Here is a 17,320-nt window from a genome sequence, read left to right on the forward strand (position 1 = left end):
TTGCGTTCTTCATTGAACGCAAACGTCAAAAAGCGGCCAATTACGGCCGCACTTCCAAATTCAGGAAAAGACAGTGGCGAAAGTAACCAAGTCATTCCAGTACGGTAATTACGAAGTCACACTGGAGACGGGCGAAATCGCCCGGCAGGCATCCGGTGCGGTCATGGTCAGCATGGGTGGCACCGTGGTGCTGGTCACCGCTGTGGCAGCCGCCAAGCCGCGCGAGGGGCAGGACTTCTTCCCGCTCACCGTCGACTACGTGGAAAAGTTCTACTCCGCCGGCCGTATCCCGGGCGGCTTCTTCAAGCGCGAAGGCCGTCCGACCGAGAAGGAGACGCTGACTTCGCGTCTGATCGATCGTCCGGTGCGCCCGCTGTTCCCGGAAGAGTTTAAGAACGAAGTGCAGGTCATCGCCCAGGTGATTTCGCTCAACCCCGAGGTTGACGGCGACATCCCGGCGCTGCTCGGCGCTTCCGCTGCCTTGAGCCTGGCTGGTATCCCGTTCAAGGGTCCGGTCGGCGCTGCCCGCGTTGGCTACGCCAACGGCAAGTACCTGCTCAACCCGAGCGTCACCGAGCTGAAGACCTCCGAGCTGGATCTGGTCGTCGCCGGTACCTCCAATGCGGTGTTGATGGTCGAGTCCGAAGCCAAGCTGCTCAGCGAAGAAGTGATGCTGGGCGCCGTGGTGTTCGGTCACCAGCAGATGCAGTCGGCCATCCGCGCAATTGCCGAGCTGGCCACCGAAGCCGCCAAGCCGTCGTGGGACTGGCAGCCGCCGTCGCGTGACGAGGTGCTGGTCGCCGCCGTCAAGGGCGCCGTCGGCAACAAGCTGGAAGAGGCGTTCCAGGTCCGCGACAAGCTGCAGCGCCGCGACGCGATCGCTGCGATCAAGTCGGACGTGCTGGAGTCGCTCAAGTCGCAGGCTGAAGAGAAGGCCTGGCCGACGGCCGAGCTGGCGAAGGAATTTGCCGAACTCGAATACCGCACCATGCGCGACAGCGTGCTGAAGACCAAGATCCGTATCGACGGCCGCAAGCTGGACGACGTGCGCGCGATCTCTGTGCGTGTCGGCGTGTTGCCGCGTACCCATGGCTCGGCCTTGTTCACCCGCGGCGAGACGCAGGCGCTGGTCGTGGCCACGCTGGGCACTACGCGTGATGCGCAGATCATCGACGCGCCGGAAGGCGAATCGAAGGATCCGTTCCTGTTCCACTACAACTTCCCGCCCTTCTCGGTGGGCGAAGCCGGTCGCTTCGGTGCGCCGAAGCGTCGCGAGATCGGTCACGGCCGTCTCGCCAAACGCGGCGTGCAGGCCGTCAAGCCGAGCATCGAAGAATTTCCGTATGTGCTGCGCGTGGTCTCCGAGATCACCGAGTCGAACGGCTCCTCGTCGATGGCTTCGGTCTGCGGTTCCTCGCTGGCCATGATGGACGCCGGTGTACCGCTCAAGTCGCCGGTGGCCGGTATTGCCATGGGCCTGGTGAAGGAAGGCGACGACTTCGTCGTGCTGTCCGACATCCTGGGCGACGAAGATCACCTCGGCGACATGGACTTCAAGGTGGCCGGTAGCGCCGACGGTATCTCCGCGCTGCAGATGGACATCAAGATCGACGGCATCACCGAAGAGATCATGAAGGTGGCGCTGGAGCAGGCCAAGCGTGGTCGTCTGCACATCCTGGGCGAGATGGCCAAGGTCATCAGCACGCCGCGTTCGGAGATGAGCGAGTACGCCCCGCGACTGCTCACCATCAAGATCCATCCGGACAAGATCCGCGAAGTCATCGGTAAGGGCGGCGCCACCATCCGCTCGATCACCGAAGAGACTGGCACCACCATCGACATCAGCGACGACGGCACTGTGGTCATCGCTTCGGTGAATCGCGAGGCGGCCAATGCGGCCAAGGCGCGCATCGAGCAGATCGTCTCCGACGTCGAGCCGGGCCGCATCTACGAGGGCAAGGTCGCCAAGCTGATGGACTTCGGTGCGTTCGTCACCATCATGCCGGGCAAGGACGGCCTGGTTCACGTCTCGCAGATCTCCAGCGAGCGCGTGGAGAAGGTCTCCGACAAGCTGAAGGAAGGCGATATCGTCAAGGTCAAGGTGCTCGAAGTGGACAAGCAGGGCCGTATCCGCCTGTCCATGAAGGCCGTGACCGAGGACGAGGGCGCCAGCGTCTGATCGCTTGCACAAGGTCTTGTTTCAAGCAAAAGCCCGGCTTGCGCCGGGCTTTTGCGTTTGTGCGTGTGCGGGACTCATCCACGCATGCTTTTGCTAGGATGTCCGAGCGCAAGACGAGGATGCAGGCATGAGCGACCACGGCACTGATTTCATGAAGCAATACCAGGCATGGGCACAGCAATCCTGGGACGGCTGGATGCAATCGCTGCAGGGAGGTGCGCCGAATTCATTCAGACCCGTGGCCTCCTCGCCGGCCGACGACTTGCTGTCACGCGCCTTGGGCGGTTTGAAGGGTTATGCCGATTGGCTGCAGGCGGCCGCCACCAGTGGCATCGTCGGACAGGCGCAAGAGGATTGGCAGCAATCGCTGCGTAATCTGTTCACTGGCGGTAGCCAGCCATTCGCGCAGGCCTTCGCTGGCATCGATAACGCAGCAGCGCAGGGTTTCACACAACAGTGGCAAGCCTGGCTGCAAGCCATGCAGCCGCATGGTTTTGGTGATCTGCCAGGCTTCGGTGAAATGCCTGCGTTTGGCTATACGCGAGAGCGGCAAATGCAGCAGCAGGCGCTTGCTGAGGCGATGCGCGCATACACGGAAACCTCTGCGCACTATCAAACGCTGATCCTGCGTGCCAATGCGCAAGGGTTCGAGCAGTTGCAGGCAAAACTCGCGCAACACATGGAGCCGGGCCGGCAGGTCGAATCGCTCAAGGCGCTTTACGATCTGTGGGTGGATGCCGCCGAAGAGGCATATGCGGAGATCGCGCTCTCCGATGAATTCCGCGAAGCCTATGGCGCGATGGTCAACGCGCAGATGCAGGTGCGTCAATTGCAGCAACAGCAGCTAGAAGCGCTTTGCCGCGAATTGGGCATGCCCACTCGTAGCGAGGTCTCCGCCTTGGGCAAGCGCCTGCAAGAATTACGGCGCGAGATGCGCGCCAATGCCACTGCGCCGATTGTCGCGAACGATGAAGTCACCACTTTGCGTGCCGAAGTGGCGGCGCTCAAGCGTAAGCTGGCTGACCGTTCCGCTGCCGCGACCGTAGCGGTAAAGAAAACAGCCTCCGCGCCGCTGGATGTGGATGCGGCCCGCGTCCGCAAGTCCGCCTCAGCCCGTCGCGCCACCACCGGACCCGCGGCACGTAGCACCACGCGCAAGCGCAAGTAAGGACTCTCATGTTTACGCCTCTACGCATCGATCCGGCCAAGGTCCTCGGCGAAATCACTGCTTTCCAGCGCAAACTCGCCGCTGGTATGGAAAGCCTGCGCGGCCTGCATGAGCCGGACTACGCCAATACGCCGCGCGAAGTCGTCTATCGCGAAGACAAACTCACCATCTGGCATTTCAAGGGTACGGGCAAGCCGACCTCCAAGACGCCACTGCTGATCGTCTATGCACTGGTCAATACGGTGTGGATGACCGACCTGCAGGCCGATCGCTCGCTGGTGCGCAATCTGCTGGAGCAGGGCGAGGATGTGTATCTGATCGACTGGGGTTATCCGGATGGCGCCGACCGCTGGCTGACGCTGGACGATTATCTCAACGGCTATCTCGATCGCTGCGTTGATGTGGTGCGCGAGCGCCATAGTCTGGAAGCCATCAATCTGCTTGGCATCTGCCAGGGCGGCGCGTTCTCGCTGTGCTACACGGCGATGCATCCGGAAAAGGTAAAGAACCTGATCACCATGGTGACACCGGTGGATTTCCACACGCCGGACAACATGCTCTCGCACTGGGTGCAGGGTCTGGACGTGGATCTGTTCGTCGACACGCTGGGCAACATTCCAGCTGAGCTGATGAACTGGGTTTACCTCACACTCAAACCGGTACGGCTCAATCAGCAGAAATACATAAGCTTGGTCGACATCTTCGACAACCGGAAGGAGCTGGAGAATTTTCTGCGCATGGAGCGCTGGATTTTCGATTCACCGGATCAGGCGGGTGAAGCGTTCCGTGAATTCATCAAAGACTTCTACCAGGGCAACAAGCTGGTGAAGGGCACGCTCACCATCGGCGGTAAGCCGGTGGATCTGGGCATGGTGACCCAGCCGGTGCTGAACATTTTTGCCGAGCAGGATCATCTGGTGCCGCCGGACGCCTCGCGGGTGCTGGGCAAGCACGTCGGTACTACCGATTACACCCAGCTGGCTTTCAAGGGCGGGCATATCGGCATCTATGTATCCGGCCGCGCCCAGCGCGAAGTGCCGCCGGCCATCCATCAGTGGTTGCGGTCGCGCGATTGACATTCATCAGCGGAGTCTGCATGAGCAACGAGAAACGACTGTGCCGTTCCAGCAGCCAGCGCATGCTGGCCGGGGTATGTGGTGGTATCGCCGAGCATTACGGCTGGGACCCCACCATCGTGCGCGTGGCGTGGATCATCCTGACCCTGCTTGGCGGCTCCGGTATCTTGCTCTATATCATCCTGTGGCTGGTGATGCCGGAAGCGACCTGAAAGCATCTTCGTCCGGCGATACGCTGCATCCAGCCGCCTGCGGACATTGCACTCCGCAGGCCTTTGTTTTTTGTACGAGTGAATGACCCGCATGACCATGGACTACGACCGTTACGACCGCATCCGCGCGGTGCAATGGCAGGGTGATCACCTGCGCCTGCTTGATCAGCGCCTGTTGCCGCGCGAGGAGCGCTGGATCGATTGCCGTGACGCCGGGCAAGTGACCCAGGCCATCCGTGATCTGGCCGTGCGCGGCGCGCCCGCGATCGGTATCGCGGCTGCATGGGGCGTGGTGCTGGCGGCAAAGCAGGGTGCTTCGCTGGAGCAGGCGCTGGCCCAGTTGCGCGCCGCGCGACCGACCGCGGTGAATCTGATGTGGGCGCTGGATCGCATGAAAGTGCGTATCGCTGCCGGCGCCGATGCGGCGGCACTGGAGCGCGAAGCGCAGGCGATCCAGGACGAGGATCTGGCCGCCAACCGACACATGGGCGAACTGGGCGCCGGTTTGATCGCACCGCACTCGGGCGTGCTGACCCACTGCAATACGGGCTCCCTCGCTACGGCCGGTTTTGGTACCGCCTTGGGCGTGATCCGCGCCGGTGTCAGCGCCGGCCGCATCGATCAGGTCTACGCGGGCGAAACGCGCCCGTGGCAGCAGGGCGCCCGCCTCACCATGTGGGAGCTGGTACGCGATGGCATTCCGGCCAAGCTGATCGCCGACTCCGCAGCTTCTCATTTGATGCGCTCGGGCACCGTGCAATGGGTGATCGTGGGGGCGGACCGCATCGCCGCGAATGGCGATACCGCCAACAAGATCGGCACCTATCAGCTCGCCATCGCCGCCCGCCATCACGGCGTGAAGTTCATGGTGGTGGCGCCGTCGTCCACGGTCGACATGGCGACGGCATCGGGCGAGGATATCGAGATCGAGTTGCGCGATCCCACCGAGCTGCTGGCCGTCGCCGGACAGCGCACAGTGGTGGAAGGGGCTGAAGCCTGGAATCCGGTGTTCGACGTGACGCCGGCGGAATTGATTGACGCCATTGTCACCGAACGCGGCGTGATCGAGCATCCAACCAGCCTAGCTATGCAGGCGCTGTTCGGGTCATGAAGCTGCAGCGCGAGGCTGGCCTGTTCTTTGTAGGCGGCGTCATCGGCCTGGTGGTCGATGCCGGCGTTGTACAGGCGCTGGTTGGTCTGGCTGGCTGGAACCCTTATCTGGCGCGCATCGTTTCGTTCCTCTTGGCGGCAACGGCTACGTGGTGGTGGAACCGGCAGTACACCTTTGCGCACCGCCAGAGCGGTCGCTCGCTGCTCGTGGAATGGTTGCACTGGATGGGGTTGATGACCGCGGGCGCGCTGATCAATTACGCCGCCTACGCCTTGATGTTGATGGTCTTTCCGCAGTTGCGGCCCTGGCCGGCGATCGCCGTGGCGGTGGGCTCGCTGGTGGCTGCGCTGGTCAATTTTTCGACAGCGCGCGGGGTGCTTTTCAAAGGCTCCAAAAGCACCGTTTAAGCCTTTGATTTTACTGAAATAAATACTGTCGTTTTGACGTCGTTCGTGTTACACTCCGGGCGTTGTCTGCGGGTCGTTTGCGCACGCGACTAAAGCGCGTGTGTTGCGACCTTTTTTCTTCACCAGGGAAGCCGATTGATGGCAGAACTCGCCAAAGAAGTCATCCGCGTCAATATCGAAGACGAGATGCGTCAGAGCTACCTCGATTACGCCATGAGCGTGATCGTAGGCCGCGCCCTCCCGGATGTTCGCGATGGCCTGAAGCCAGTACATCGTCGCGTGTTGTTCGCGATGAACGAACTGAGCAACTCCTGGAATAAGCCGTATAAGAAATCGGCCCGTGTGGTCGGTGACGTCATCGGTAAATACCATCCGCATGGTGACGCGTCGGTCTACGACGCCATCGTCCGCATGGCCCAGCCGTTCTCGCTGCGTTATATGTTGGTCGATGGCCAGGGTAACTTCGGTTCGGTCGACGGCGACAACGCCGCGGCCATGCGTTACACCGAGGTGCGCATGGCGCGCCTTACCCAAGAGCTGCTGGCTGATATCGACAAGGAAACTGTCGACTTCGGGCCGAACTACGACGAAAGCGAGCACGAACCGCTGGTGCTGCCGACGCGCGTGCCGAACCTGTTGATCAATGGTTCTGCCGGTATCGCCGTGGGTATGGCGACCAACGTACCGCCGCACAATCTCACCGAAGTGGTCTCGGCGACGATCGGGCTGATCGACGATCCGTCGCTGTCGATCGACGACCTGATGCAGTTCATCCCGGGTCCGGACTTCCCAACGGCAGGCATCATCAACGGTTCCTCCGGCATCATCGAGGCTTACCGCACTGGCCGTGGCCGCATCCTCGTGCGCGCCCGGGCCGAGATTGAAACCGAGTCGAACGGCCGCGAGACGATCATCGTCCACGAGCTGCCGTATCAGGTGAACAAGGCGCGGTTGATCGAGAAGATCGCCGAGCTGGTAAAGGAAAAGAAGCTCGAAGGCATCAGCGAACTGCGTGATGAGTCCGACAAGGACGGCATGCGCGTGGTGATCGAGATCCGTCGCGATTCGATGGGCGATGTGGTGCTGAACAACCTGTTCCAGCAGACGCAGTTGCAGGTCACTTTCGGCATCAACATGGTTGCGCTGCTAGATGGCCAGCCGCGGCTGTTGAACCTCAAGGAAATCCTTGAGGCATTCATTCGACATCGTCGTGAAGTCGTCACGCGCCGCACCATCTTCGAACTGCGCAAGGCTCGCGCCCGCGCGCATATCCTGGAAGGTCTCACCGTCGCGCTGGCCAATATCGAGGAGATGATCGAGCTGATCCGCACGTCGGCGTCGCCGCAGGAAGCGCGCGAGCGCATGCTGGCGCGCAAATGGCAGCCGGGCATGGTTTCCAACTTGCTCGCTGCCGCCGGCGCCGAAGCGTCGCGTCCGGAAGATATGGATCCGCGCGATGGCTTGAAGGGCGATGGCTATCAGCTCTCGGACGTCCAAGCGCAGGAAATCCTGGCGATGCGCCTGCACCGCCTGACCGGCCTGGAGCAGGAAAAGCTTTCCGACGAATATCGTCAGATCCTGGAGGTCATTCGCGGCCTGATCGAAATTCTCGAAGATCCGGAGCGTCTGCTTTCGGTGATCCGTGGCGAGCTGGAAGCCATCAAGGAAGAGTTCGGCGATGCACGCCGCACCGAAATCCAGCATTCGCAGGAAGACCTCAACGTTCTCGACCTGATCGCGCCGGAAGATGTCGTAGTCACGCTGTCGCATACCGGCTACGTGAAGCGTCAGCCGGCCAGCACTTACCGTGCGCAGCGTCGCGGCGGCAAGGGCCGTTCGGCTTCTGCCTTGAAGGACGAGGATTTCGTCGAGCAGCTGTGGGTGGTCAATACCCACGACACGCTGCTCACCTTCACCAGCACCGGTCGCGTCTATTGGCTCAAGGTCTATCAGATGCCGGAGTCGGGTCCGAATGCGCGCGGCAAGCCGATGATCAACCTGCTGCCGCTCGGCCAGGGCGAGAAGGTGCAGGCTGTGCTGCCAGTACGCGAGTACACCGACGATCGTTTCGTGTTCTTCGCCACCAAGCATGGCACCGTGAAGAAGACGCCGCTCACCGAGTTCGCGTTCCAGCTGCAGAAGGGCAAGATCGCGATCAACCTCGATGAAGGCGATGCGCTGATTGGCGTCGAACTCACCGATGGCAACAGCGACGTGCTGCTGTTCGCCTCCAACGGCAAGACGGTGCGTTTCGACGAAGGCGAAGTACGTTCCATGGGCCGTACGGCCACGGGCGTTCGCGGCATGAAGCTGGGTGACAAGGCGGAAGTGGTGTCGCTGATCGTCGCCGCCGAAGGTGACATTCTCACCGCCACCGAGCGTGGCTACGGCAAGCGCACCGTGCTGGACGAGTTCCCGAAGAAGGGCCGCGGCACCCAGGGCGTGATCGGCATCCAGTGCTCGGAACGCAATGGTCCGCTGGTCTCGGCTGTGCAGGTCACCGAGGCGCATGAGCTGATGCTGATCTCCAACCAAGGCACGCTGGTACGTACCCGTGTGGCGGAGGTTTCGCAGCTGAGTCGCAACACGCAGGGCGTAACGTTGATCCGCCTGCCGGCCGACGAATCGCTGGTCAGCGTGGTGCGCCTGGACGCGGATGAAGAAAACGGCGAAGAAGGTGAAGCAACGGAGGCCTTGCCGCCGGAAAGCTCAGCTCCAGCCGAGGCTAGCGACAACGAGGCCTGATCCGCTTCAGCTACGACAAAGAAACCCGGCTTCGGCCGGGTTTCTTTTTGGGAACGACGTTAGTTGTACCGCGCCGTTACTACGGACGCTGTGGGGCTCGCATAACCGGCGAAGTAATCCAGCAAGTCCAGCGACATCCGCGCACGCGACGCTCTCAATTCTTGTGTGTCGACGTGAGGGGGCACTTCATTGGCAGAGTACGATGTTTGCGCAAAGCTTCGGGCAGCCGAAGCGGGTGTGTAGATCAGGCCATGAAACTGGATGACGCCGGACGAGGCGGCCGCGTTGGCGGGCAGCAAAACCATTAGCGTGAGCAATGCGAAGAATGTCAGTGTGGTGTAGTGCGATTTCATAAGTAACCCCTTGGTGATGAATTCGCCGGGGTTCAGATGTACGCGCTTGAATAAGACTATTCAATTAGACATTTCTTACCCGATGTCAATCAGGGTTTCGCGGAAAACTCGACCACATTCAGCGGTGCGGGCAATGTCGCTCGCCGCGCACGGTTGTCCTCGTCGGACGAGGCTTGCCACGGCTCGCTTTTGCCGAAGCTATCGATAGATGGATACGCGCCGAGCACATGAAACTGTTCAAACGCGTAAGGAATGCCTTCTGCGTTCAATGGCGAGTTCGCATCAGCCACATGCATGTGCAAATGCGGTCCGGTCGATTCCCCGGTGTAACCCAGCTGTCCGATGACCTGACCGCGGCGAACATGGTCTCCCACTTTCACTCGTACGCTGCCGGGCTTGAGATGCTCGTAGAACACGTGGTGCCCATCACCCAGATCGATAGCAACGTAATTGCCGCTGGCCTGTTCCAGCGGCACCTTGTTGCGGGCATTGGCCAGGACCGAAGAGTTCTCCCGCATATCGTCACGAGCAGAGGCGATCACGCCGTCCGTCACGGCGAGTATGTCCGCGCCGTAGCCCAGCCAATCCTTTGCTTTGTCAGCGTCGCCGTGGACGTAGCTTCCCTGGCGATCGACCTTGATCCAGTCGATAGCGAAGCGACCGGGAACGTGAACCGCGCCATCGACCGCGTAGAGCACGCGGCGATGCCCTCGCGGCCAAGAGGCATCGTAGATCGCTGCCCACATGCCGTCGCGGAACGGAGGACCCAACAGCAGCGGTCGTGCTGGTTGGTGTACGACCACCGTGGCACCTTCGATGCTTGCATGGCGAAGCTGCGCACCATCACCGGCATCGAAGTCGACGATATGCGCGAGAGTGTCTGCGTCCTTTGAGGCGAACGGCAGCGACAGATAGATCACCGCCTGGCTGCCGGGCGGAAGCTGTTGCTGGTCCTTGGTCACCTGGTCAGGCCGGCCGATGGCGTCCCGCAAGGCCTCGCCTTGCAAGTCACCCAACGTGGCGCCGGTAGTGCGGTCGATAATCCGCAATCGCTTCAAGGTCAGCACTTCCCGCGCAAAGCTGCGCAGGTGCAACTCATAAATCAGTTGCTGCTTACCATTGATGTTGGTCGGTTCGGGATGCCAGGGCACCTGCAAATCGAACGATTGCAGTACCGGTTCGCGTTGTTGAGCGATGGCCGGTGCCAAAAGGCAGAGCAGTAGTGCGCAGGCCAGATACCGGACAGCTTTCGGCAGATGAAGCATGGTTCCATCTCCCATGCGCGAGGCCGCATGTTCTGCCGCTTACCCTGGTTTGGTTGTACCCATGCCACCAGTGCTGAAGGTCAGGCGGCGTCGGCCTGGCGTCTCGCCATGCCGGGCGGCATACCGATATAGCGTTTGAACGCGCGGTTGAAAGCCGCTTCGGATTGGTAGCCCAGCTGACTGGCCAGGTCGGCAATGGTGGTCTGGCTTTCTTTCAGCCGGGTCAGCGCCATATGCATGCGCCAACGCCCGATGTAATGCATCGCTGGTGTGCCAACCAAGTCGGTGAAGCGCGCCGCAAAAGCCGAGCGCGACATCGCGACTTCGGAAGCGAGCGTGGCCAGCGTCCAGGCGCGTGCAGGATCGCGATGGATAAGCTGCAAGGCGCGGCCGACCTGCCTGTCCTGCAAGGCACCGAGCCATCCGCTTTGTGCGGCGGGATCATGCTCGATCCAGGCACGGATCGCCTGGATCACCAGGATATCCGCAAGCCGCGTGATCACCGTTTCACCGCCCGGGCGCAAGGTTTTCGCCTCGGCCGCCATGAAGCGCAAGGTGTCCCTGATCCAGTCCGACTGCGGCGAAGGGCGGGGCTGGATGCGGATGACCTTGGGCAACAGCTGGATCAGTTGATGAGCTGCCGGATGGTCGAACCGCACTGCGCCACAGATCAGGTGGGTACTGGTGCCGCCACCGCCCTGGCGAAGCACTTCATAGCGCTCGCTGATCATCTCGCGCGGCAAATCGAACAGCGGCGCGGCGGTCGCGCCAGGTGAGCTGACCAGACGATGCCCTTCGCCACGCGAGACCAGCGCCAGATCACCGGGCTGCAATAACTGAGGCGCTTCGCCCTCAACCTCCAGCCAGCACTGGCCGGTGGTGATGACGTGGAACATCAGGCATTGCGGCATCGGCGGCAGATCGAGCCCCCACGGCGCGGTGAACTCGGAACGGCAATAGAAGGTGCCGCTCATGCGAAGAAAATGCAGTGCCTCGCCCAATGGGTCGATGGGCGTCCAGACGTCCGGGCTATTCATGGCAGGCATATCCTCCCAACTGGCGTCGCGAGAACGTTGATTGTGGACGAACGGACAAAAAACGGCGACTCGCCATCATGGTGGTCTCCGCACCCTCCACACAGACTGGCAATCGTGCAAAGGCAGCCGCTTTTGCCGTCATCCACTTTGCGAGGAGAGCCACATGATTACCGTAATGGGAGCCACCGGACATACCGGTACCCGACTGGTCGAGCGACTGCTGCAGGCAGGCCAGTCCGTCCGCGCCCTCGGGCGCTCAAAACAGCGGTTGGAGGCACTGACCCAGGCCGGCGCGGAGATGCTTGCCGGTGAGCCTGACGATGCGGGCTTTCTGGCGGAAGCGTTCAATGGTGCCACTGCGGTCTACACCTTGCTCGCCTATGACATGCAGACACCCGACTATCACGCCATGCAGAACGCGCAGGGCGGGGCGATCGTGCAGGCGTTGCGCAAGGCCGCTGTCAGCCATGTCGTTTTCCACAGCAGCGTCGGTGCCGATCTGCCCTCCGGCAATGGCCCCATCGCAAGCCTGCATACGCATGAAGCGCGGCTGCGCGAGATGGGAAACATCAACGCTCTGATCCTGCGCAGCGGTGCCTTGTTCGAGAACTTCAATGCAGCGCCAGAAACGATCAGGCAGCTTGGTATGTATGGCGACGCCATGGCCCCCGATGCGGCGATTCCGATGATTGCCACCCGCGACATCGCTGACGTCGCGGCCAAAGCCTTGGTGGCGCGGGACTGGAATGGCGTTGTCGTGCGCGAATTGCTCGGCCCGCGCGACCTCAGTTATGCGGAAGCAACACGTTTGATCGGCGAACGCATGGGCATGCCGGATCTCGCCTACGTGCAATTACCTTACGAGGAGATGATCGGTGTCCTGTGTCAGGCAGGCTTCTCCGAAAATCTCGCGCATCTATATGTAGAACTGGCGCAGGCGATCAATGAAGGCCGCATCCGTTCACTGGAAGGTCGTAGCGCCGCCAACATCACGCCGACGGGTTTCGAAACATTTGCCGACGAACTGGTCTCAACTACAGCAGCCGCGTCATGAATACGCTGTTGGGATCGTCGATGTAATCCGCAAATGGCCCACATGCCTCGAAACCGAAACTGGCGTAGAGGCGATGGGCCGGAGCGAACGCCTCCATAGCGCCGGTTTCCAGGCTCAGGCGGCGATAGAAGCGTCGCCCGGCTTCGTCCAGCAAATGCTTCAACAACAGGCTGGCGACACCTTTGCGTAGATGGCTGGTTGCCGTGCGCATCGATTTGAGTTCACCGTGCGTGGCATCGAGTTGCTTGAGCGCACCGCAACCCAGGAGCTCTTGGTGTTGCCATACCGACCAGAAGCTGATGCCTGGCTTGCGCAAGGTATCGAGATCGAGCGCGTGAATGCTTTCCGGTGGCGAATGCAGATGCATGCTCTGCAGGTGTTCCTGCAGCAAGCGGATGACCGCGGGGTGATCCAGTTCGCCTTCGCGTATCTCCACTGCATCGTGCATGTCGATCAGCTCCCGATCGCGGCAAGCATGGCTTCGGCACTGGAGACGCGGAATTCGCCGGGCGCCTCTATGTGCAATTGCTCGACCACGCCATCCACGACATACAACGCGAAGCGCCGCGAACGCAGGCCCATGCCATAAGCCGTGCCGTCGAGTTCCAGGCCAAGCGCGCGGGTAAAACTGCCATTGCCATCGGCGAGCATCACCATGCCCGAAGGCACCTGCTGGCTTTGCGCCCAGGCCTGCATGACGTAGGCGTCATTCACGGCCAGGCACATCACCTCGATGCCGCGTTCGCGGAAATCCTGAAAGTGCTGCACATAGCCGGGCAGATGTTTGTTGGAACAGGTGGGCGTGAACGCGCCGGGCACGGCAAACAGCACGGTCTTGCGTCCCGCGAACAGTTCGGCGGTGTGGCGTGGATGGGTTCCACCATCAACGACGGTCTTGATCTCGACGTCGGGGAGGGGCTGGCCGATCTGGATCGTCATGGCGGGGACTCTTAAGGGAAGGTAAGCGCACTGATGCTAGCGCCTGCGCCGCCTGTCTGTCGTCTTGAATCGCCACGGGCCGCACCTATCTAGCACTCAGGCGGTGATGGCACCGCACCCTATTGAGACGAGGAGCTATTCCATGAACCTGAGTCGCAATTTTTCCTGGAGCAGTAACCACCTGGGCGACATCCGCGAGGCCTTTGATCGCCTGTTGAATCCCGATGAAATCGGCCCGGCCAGCGCGGCAAGCCACTGGGCGCCACGCGTGGACATCAAGGAAGACGACAAGCGTTTTGTCATTCTCGCGGACATCCCCGGCGTCGACCCGGCCGATATCGAAGTGAGCATGGACAAGGGCGTGCTGATCATTAAGGGCGAGCGCAAGCAGGAAAGCGAGGAGCAAGGTCCGCGCCTTACCCGCCAGGAACGCAATTACGGCGCATTCTTCCGTCGCTTCGCGCTGCCGGATAGCGCGGATGCCGAAGGCATCACCGCCAACGGCAAGCATGGCGTGCTGGAAGTGGTGATACCCAAGCGCGCGGAGACCGCGCCGCGCCGCATTACCATCAACACGACGCACTGAGCTTCGGCTTTTTGTTGCGATGCGGCCTGCTGCGGACGATGATCCGCAGCGGGCCGCTCGCGTTGATTGGGTCAGTAGCCGGGGAGAGGCTGTGGAATTCAAAGACTATTACGACATCCTGGGCGTAAAGCCCGAGGCCAGCGAAGCCGAGATCAAGACGGCTTATCGCAAGCTGGCCCGCAAATACCATCCGGATAAGAACAAGGACGCGGGCGCCGAAGAGAAGTTCAAGGCCGTCAACGAGGCCAACGAAGTCCTGCGCGATGCCGAGAAGCGCCGCGCCTACGATCAGGTGCGCGCCGGCGGCTACCGCGGCGGCGAACAGTTCCGGCCGCCGCCGGGCTGGGGGCAAGGCCAGGGACAGGGTTTCGATTTCGGCGACGCCGGCAACGGCGAATTCAGTGATTTCTTCGAAAGTCTGTTCGGCGGCCGCCCCGCCGGCGGTCCACGCGGTGCGCCGCGCGCCCAGCGCGGCGGCGATGTGCAGGCGCAGGTGCAGATCGATCTGCAGACCGCCTTCGACGGTGGTCGCACGCGGCTGGCCCTGCACGATGGCAACGGCAACGAGCGGGTGCTGGAAGTGAAGATTCCGGCTGGCATCCAGCCGGGGCAGGTGATCCGCCTGTCCGGCCAGGGGCACCCCGGCCGTAACGGTGGGCCTAATGGCGATCTGCTGCTGGAAGTCGGCATCCGCGACGATGCCCGTTTCCGCCTGGACGGCCGCAATGTGGTTCACGTCCTGCCGGTCGCGCCGTGGGAAGCGGCGCTGGGTGCCTCGGTACCGGTGCCGACCCTCGCCGGCACGGTGGATCTGCGCATTCCGGCCGGTTCGCAATCCGGGCGCAAGCTGCGCCTGAAAGGGCGGGGCATGCCTGGCGCGCATCCTGGCGATCAGCTGGTGGAGCTCTCCATCCGCGCGCCAGCTGCTGAGGGCGATGCGCAGCGCGAAGCCTACGAGGCGTTGCAGAAGGCGTTTGCTGGCTACAACCCGCGCCACTGAATCGGCAGCGGCATGAAACGAAAACGGCGCACGAGGGCGCCGTTTTCGTAATCGCGCTGTCCTACGCCGCTCAGGCCGGCAACAGGCCCTTGAGCGTCTCGACCAGCTCTTCTTCCTTGATCGGCTTGGTCACATAGGCCTTGGCGCCCTGGCGCAGGCCCCAGACCTTGTCGGTCTCCTGGTCCTTGGTGGTCACCAGGATCACCGGGATATGAGCGGTCGCCGGATCCTTGCTGATGGTGCGGGTAGCCTGGAAACCGTTGAGGTTGGGCATGACCACGTCCATCAGGATCAGATCGGGCAGCTCTCGCTTGGCGACTTCGACACCGGCGGCACCGTCTTCAGCTGTCAGGGTCTCATGCCCGAGCTTTTCGACGATGCGCTTGATGCCCAGCAACTGCGACGGCGAATCGTCGACGATCAGGATGCGTGCCATAAGGTGGGGGTCCCCTTGTTGTTTCTATGGATTCTATGCCGCGACAGCGGCGCTTCCAAGTCGGTTCACATTTAGTGGGAGGTATCCAGCCGCACCACCGTGCGGCCGAACGAGTCGCCGGCCAGCATGCGTCCGAAAACGTCTGGCAACTGGTCTAGGCTGACTTCGCGGGTGGCGATGCGCTCGAGATGCCGGGGCTTCCAGTCCCCGCCCAAGTGCTCCCATACGCGATCCCGGATGTCGCGGGCGGTACCGGCCGAGGCAATGCCCAGCAGGCTGGCGCCGCGGATGATGAAGGGCATCACCGTGCTTTCGAAGCCGATGCCGCCGGCATTGCCGCAGATGGCCACGTTACCGTACGGCTCGATCAGCGGGAGCAGGCCAGCCAGCATCGGCCCGCCGACGTTGTCCAGGGCGCCGCCAAAGCGCGCCGAATCCATCGGCTTGCCGCTGAAGGCGAGTTGGTGACGGTCGATGCATTGCACCGCGCCCAGGTCGCGCAGGAAATCAAAGTGCGCCGCCTTGCCGCTGATCGCATGCACCTCGTAACCGGCACGGCTGAAGATGTCGATCGCCAGCATGCCCACGCCACCGCTGGCGCCGCTGACGGCGATCGGACCGAGCGCAGGTGTCTGCCGGTTGTCCTGCATGCGCAGCAGCGCCAGTGCGGCGGTGAAGCCGGCGGTGCCGATGATCATGCTCTCGCGTAGGCTCAGGTCCTTCGGCAACGGGATGGTCCACTGCGCGAGCAGGCGGATGTATTGGCCGTAGCCGCCATCGCGCGTTTCGGACAGGCCACTGCCGGTGCACAGCACCTTGTCGCCTTCCTTGAACGCTGGGTCGGTTGAAGCGACCACCACGCCAGCAGCATCGATACCGCCATTGAGCGGATAGTGGCGAAGGATCTTGCCTTTGCCGGTGCCGGCCAGCGCGTCTTTGTAGTTGACCGACGAGTAGGCGACCTTCACCAGCACCTCGCCTGCGCTCAGCGCCTGTGTGTTCATGGTCTCGATGCCGCCGCGGTAGCCGGCGTCGTCGTTATGAATGCGAAAGGCGCGGAAGTCGGTAGGGATCGTGTCGATGGCATCGGTCATGGCTGTTCCCGGTACGGCGGAAAGTAAAGTCGCTCAGGCTTCGACGCTGCTGCGATCGATCCACTTCGGCGTGTACTCGCCCTGGTAGTGCTCCATCCAGTGGAACAGCTTTTCCATGCTGTCGCCGAACCATACGCCATCGCGTTGCTCGGGACGCACGAAGCGCTCGTCCACCATGTGATCCATCATGCCGCGCAGTTGCCGGTAGTAGCCGCGCACGTCGAGAAACGCGCAAGGATATTGGTGCAGGCCTAGCTGTGCCCAGGTCAGCATTTCGAACATCTCGTCCATGGTGCCGAAGCCGCCGGGCAGGGCGACAAAGGCATCGGAGAGTTCATACATGCGTGTCTTGCGCTGGTGCATGGTCTCGACCACATGCATCTCGGTGAGATTCGGATGCGCTACTTCGCGCTCGACCAATTGGCGCGGAATGACGCCGATCACCTTGCCGCCACCCGCGAGCACCGCATCGGCAACTGTGCCCATCAATCCGACCTTGCCGCCGCCATAGATCAGCGTAATGCCACGCTTGGCCATTTCCGTGCCGAAGGCGCGTGCCTGTTCGACGTATTCGGGATGGCCGCCGGGGCTGGAGCCGCAGTAGACGCAAAGTGCGGTGGGAATAGGCATGGCTTCACTCGTTGCTGAAACAAAACGG

18 protein-coding genes are annotated in these 17,320 nt (G+C 62.0%); 10 read left to right on the top strand and 8 right to left on the bottom strand.

Features of this window, described 5'->3' with window-relative positions; all coding sequences use genetic code 11:
- Nucleotides 1–73: 73 nt before the first annotated feature.
- From pnp to gyrA, 7 genes are all read left to right on the top strand, one after another.
- Nucleotides 74–2,179 carry a polyribonucleotide nucleotidyltransferase gene (pnp, locus tag BM338_RS13590; RefSeq protein ID WP_090451503.1) on the top strand — a complete coding sequence of 702 codons (2,106 nt, stop codon included), beginning with the start codon at nt 74–76 and terminating at the stop codon, nt 2,177–2,179.
- A 127-nt stretch (nt 2,180–2,306) separates the two neighbouring features.
- Nucleotides 2,307–3,347 carry a poly(R)-hydroxyalkanoic acid synthase subunit PhaE gene (locus BM338_RS13595; RefSeq protein WP_090451505.1) on the top strand — a complete coding sequence of 347 codons (1,041 nt, stop codon included), beginning with the start codon at nt 2,307–2,309 and terminating at the stop codon, nt 3,345–3,347.
- A gap of 8 nt (nt 3,348–3,355) precedes the next feature.
- Nucleotides 3,356–4,423 carry a class III poly(R)-hydroxyalkanoic acid synthase subunit PhaC gene (locus BM338_RS13600; RefSeq protein WP_090451507.1) on the top strand — a complete coding sequence of 356 codons (1,068 nt, stop codon included), beginning with the start codon at nt 3,356–3,358 and terminating at the stop codon, nt 4,421–4,423.
- Between the two features lie 20 nt (nt 4,424–4,443).
- Nucleotides 4,444–4,635 carry a PspC domain-containing protein gene (locus tag BM338_RS13605; RefSeq protein WP_090451509.1) on the top strand — a complete coding sequence of 64 codons (192 nt, stop codon included), beginning with the start codon at nt 4,444–4,446 and terminating at the stop codon, nt 4,633–4,635.
- A 97-nt stretch (nt 4,636–4,732) separates the two neighbouring features.
- Nucleotides 4,733–5,746: an S-methyl-5-thioribose-1-phosphate isomerase gene (mtnA, locus tag BM338_RS13610; RefSeq protein WP_090452536.1), complete on the top strand. Its 1,014-nt coding sequence runs from the start codon at nt 4,733–4,735 to the stop codon at nt 5,744–5,746.
- Complete coding sequence (locus BM338_RS13615) at nt 5,743–6,153, top strand: GtrA family protein (protein ID WP_090451511.1); 411 nt, start codon at nt 5,743–5,745, stop codon at nt 6,151–6,153. The genes mtnA and BM338_RS13615 overlap by 4 nt, the downstream gene beginning before the upstream one ends.
- A gap of 138 nt (nt 6,154–6,291) precedes the next feature.
- A complete protein-coding gene (gene gyrA / locus BM338_RS13620) occupies nt 6,292–8,898 on the top strand; it encodes a DNA gyrase subunit A (protein WP_090451513.1) in 2,607 nt (868 codons plus the stop codon).
- A 59-nt stretch (nt 8,899–8,957) separates the two neighbouring features.
- On the opposite strand, the gene BM338_RS21390 is transcribed toward gyrA, so the two are convergent.
- From BM338_RS21390 to BM338_RS13630, 3 genes are all read right to left on the bottom strand, one after another.
- On the bottom strand, nt 8,958–9,251 hold the full coding sequence (locus tag BM338_RS21390; RefSeq protein ID WP_143109300.1) for a hypothetical protein: 294 nt from the start codon (nt 9,249–9,251) through the stop codon (nt 8,958–8,960).
- Nucleotides 9,252–9,340: 89 nt separating this feature from the next.
- Nucleotides 9,341–10,516: a M23 family metallopeptidase gene (locus tag BM338_RS13625; protein ID WP_177229346.1), complete on the bottom strand. Its 1,176-nt coding sequence runs from the start codon at nt 10,514–10,516 to the stop codon at nt 9,341–9,343.
- 80 nt (nt 10,517–10,596) lie between these two features.
- Nucleotides 10,597–11,553 (bottom strand): AraC family transcriptional regulator, encoded by a 957-nt coding sequence (locus BM338_RS13630; protein WP_090451517.1) that lies wholly within the window; start codon nt 11,551–11,553, stop codon nt 10,597–10,599.
- 163 nt (nt 11,554–11,716) lie between these two features.
- On the opposite strand from BM338_RS13630, the gene BM338_RS13635 reads away from it, so the two are divergent.
- The gene (locus tag BM338_RS13635) at nt 11,717–12,607 is read left to right on the top strand and encodes an NmrA family NAD(P)-binding protein (protein WP_090451519.1); all 891 of its coding nucleotides are present in this window, start codon (nt 11,717–11,719) and stop codon (nt 12,605–12,607) included.
- Here BM338_RS13635 and BM338_RS13640 read toward each other — a convergent pair.
- Both BM338_RS13640 and BM338_RS13645 read right to left on the bottom strand, forming a co-directional pair.
- Complete coding sequence (locus tag BM338_RS13640) at nt 12,588–13,055, bottom strand: GNAT family N-acetyltransferase (protein WP_090451521.1); 468 nt, start codon at nt 13,053–13,055, stop codon at nt 12,588–12,590. The genes BM338_RS13635 and BM338_RS13640 overlap by 20 nt on opposite strands.
- A gap of 5 nt (nt 13,056–13,060) precedes the next feature.
- Nucleotides 13,061–13,546 (bottom strand): peroxiredoxin, encoded by a 486-nt coding sequence (locus BM338_RS13645; protein ID WP_090451523.1) that lies wholly within the window; start codon nt 13,544–13,546, stop codon nt 13,061–13,063.
- 142 nt (nt 13,547–13,688) lie between these two features.
- Between BM338_RS13645 and BM338_RS13650 the strand changes: the two genes are divergently transcribed.
- Entirely contained in the window at nt 13,689–14,132 is a 444-nt protein-coding gene (locus tag BM338_RS13650; RefSeq protein ID WP_090451525.1) for an Hsp20/alpha crystallin family protein, read from the top strand.
- Between the two features lie 91 nt (nt 14,133–14,223).
- Complete coding sequence (locus BM338_RS13655) at nt 14,224–15,132, top strand: DnaJ C-terminal domain-containing protein (RefSeq protein WP_090451527.1); 909 nt, start codon at nt 14,224–14,226, stop codon at nt 15,130–15,132.
- A gap of 70 nt (nt 15,133–15,202) precedes the next feature.
- On the opposite strand, the gene pilH is transcribed toward BM338_RS13655, so the two are convergent.
- The 3 genes from pilH to BM338_RS13670 all read right to left on the bottom strand — a co-directional run bounded on the left by pilH (nt 15,203) and on the right by BM338_RS13670 (nt 17,292).
- Nucleotides 15,203–15,568: a twitching motility response regulator PilH gene (gene pilH, locus BM338_RS13660; protein WP_090451529.1), complete on the bottom strand. Its 366-nt coding sequence runs from the start codon at nt 15,566–15,568 to the stop codon at nt 15,203–15,205.
- 71 nt (nt 15,569–15,639) lie between these two features.
- Nucleotides 15,640–16,662: an oxidoreductase gene (locus tag BM338_RS13665; protein ID WP_090451532.1), complete on the bottom strand. Its 1,023-nt coding sequence runs from the start codon at nt 16,660–16,662 to the stop codon at nt 15,640–15,642.
- 33 nt (nt 16,663–16,695) lie between these two features.
- Nucleotides 16,696–17,292, bottom strand: coding sequence for an LOG family protein (locus BM338_RS13670; protein ID WP_090451534.1), 597 nt, complete (start codon nt 17,290–17,292; stop codon nt 16,696–16,698).
- Between the last annotated feature and the right edge of the window lie 28 nt (nt 17,293–17,320).

The organism is Dyella sp. OK004, assembly GCF_900114495.1.
Taxonomy (GTDB): Bacteria; Pseudomonadota; Gammaproteobacteria; order Xanthomonadales; family Rhodanobacteraceae; genus Dyella_D.

Coding starts and splice junctions, on each gene's coding strand:
- BM338_RS13595 (WP_090451505.1), top strand. CDS start 2,307: ATGAGCGACCACGGCACTGATTTCATGAAGCAATACCAGGCATGGGCA.
- BM338_RS13600 (WP_090451507.1), top strand. CDS start 3,356: ATGTTTACGCCTCTACGCATCGATCCGGCCAAGGTCCTCGGCGAAATC.
- BM338_RS13605 (WP_090451509.1), top strand. CDS start 4,444: ATGAGCAACGAGAAACGACTGTGCCGTTCCAGCAGCCAGCGCATGCTG.
- mtnA (WP_090452536.1), top strand. CDS start 4,733: ATGGACTACGACCGTTACGACCGCATCCGCGCGGTGCAATGGCAGGGT.
- BM338_RS13615 (WP_090451511.1), top strand. CDS start 5,743: ATGAAGCTGCAGCGCGAGGCTGGCCTGTTCTTTGTAGGCGGCGTCATC.
- gyrA (WP_090451513.1), top strand. CDS start 6,292: ATGGCAGAACTCGCCAAAGAAGTCATCCGCGTCAATATCGAAGACGAG.
- BM338_RS21390 (WP_143109300.1), bottom strand. CDS start 9,251: ATGAAATCGCACTACACCACACTGACATTCTTCGCATTGCTCACGCTA.
- BM338_RS13625 (WP_177229346.1), bottom strand. CDS start 10,516: ATGCTTCATCTGCCGAAAGCTGTCCGGTATCTGGCCTGCGCACTACTG.
- BM338_RS13630 (WP_090451517.1), bottom strand. CDS start 11,553: ATGAATAGCCCGGACGTCTGGACGCCCATCGACCCATTGGGCGAGGCA.
- BM338_RS13635 (WP_090451519.1), top strand. CDS start 11,717: ATGATTACCGTAATGGGAGCCACCGGACATACCGGTACCCGACTGGTC.
- BM338_RS13640 (WP_090451521.1), bottom strand. CDS start 13,055: ATGCACGATGCAGTGGAGATACGCGAAGGCGAACTGGATCACCCCGCG.
- BM338_RS13645 (WP_090451523.1), bottom strand. CDS start 13,546: ATGACGATCCAGATCGGCCAGCCCCTCCCCGACGTCGAGATCAAGACC.
- BM338_RS13650 (WP_090451525.1), top strand. CDS start 13,689: ATGAACCTGAGTCGCAATTTTTCCTGGAGCAGTAACCACCTGGGCGAC.
- pilH (WP_090451529.1), bottom strand. CDS start 15,568: ATGGCACGCATCCTGATCGTCGACGATTCGCCGTCGCAGTTGCTGGGC.
- BM338_RS13665 (WP_090451532.1), bottom strand. CDS start 16,662: ATGACCGATGCCATCGACACGATCCCTACCGACTTCCGCGCCTTTCGC.
- BM338_RS13670 (WP_090451534.1), bottom strand. CDS start 17,292: ATGCCTATTCCCACCGCACTTTGCGTCTACTGCGGCTCCAGCCCCGGC.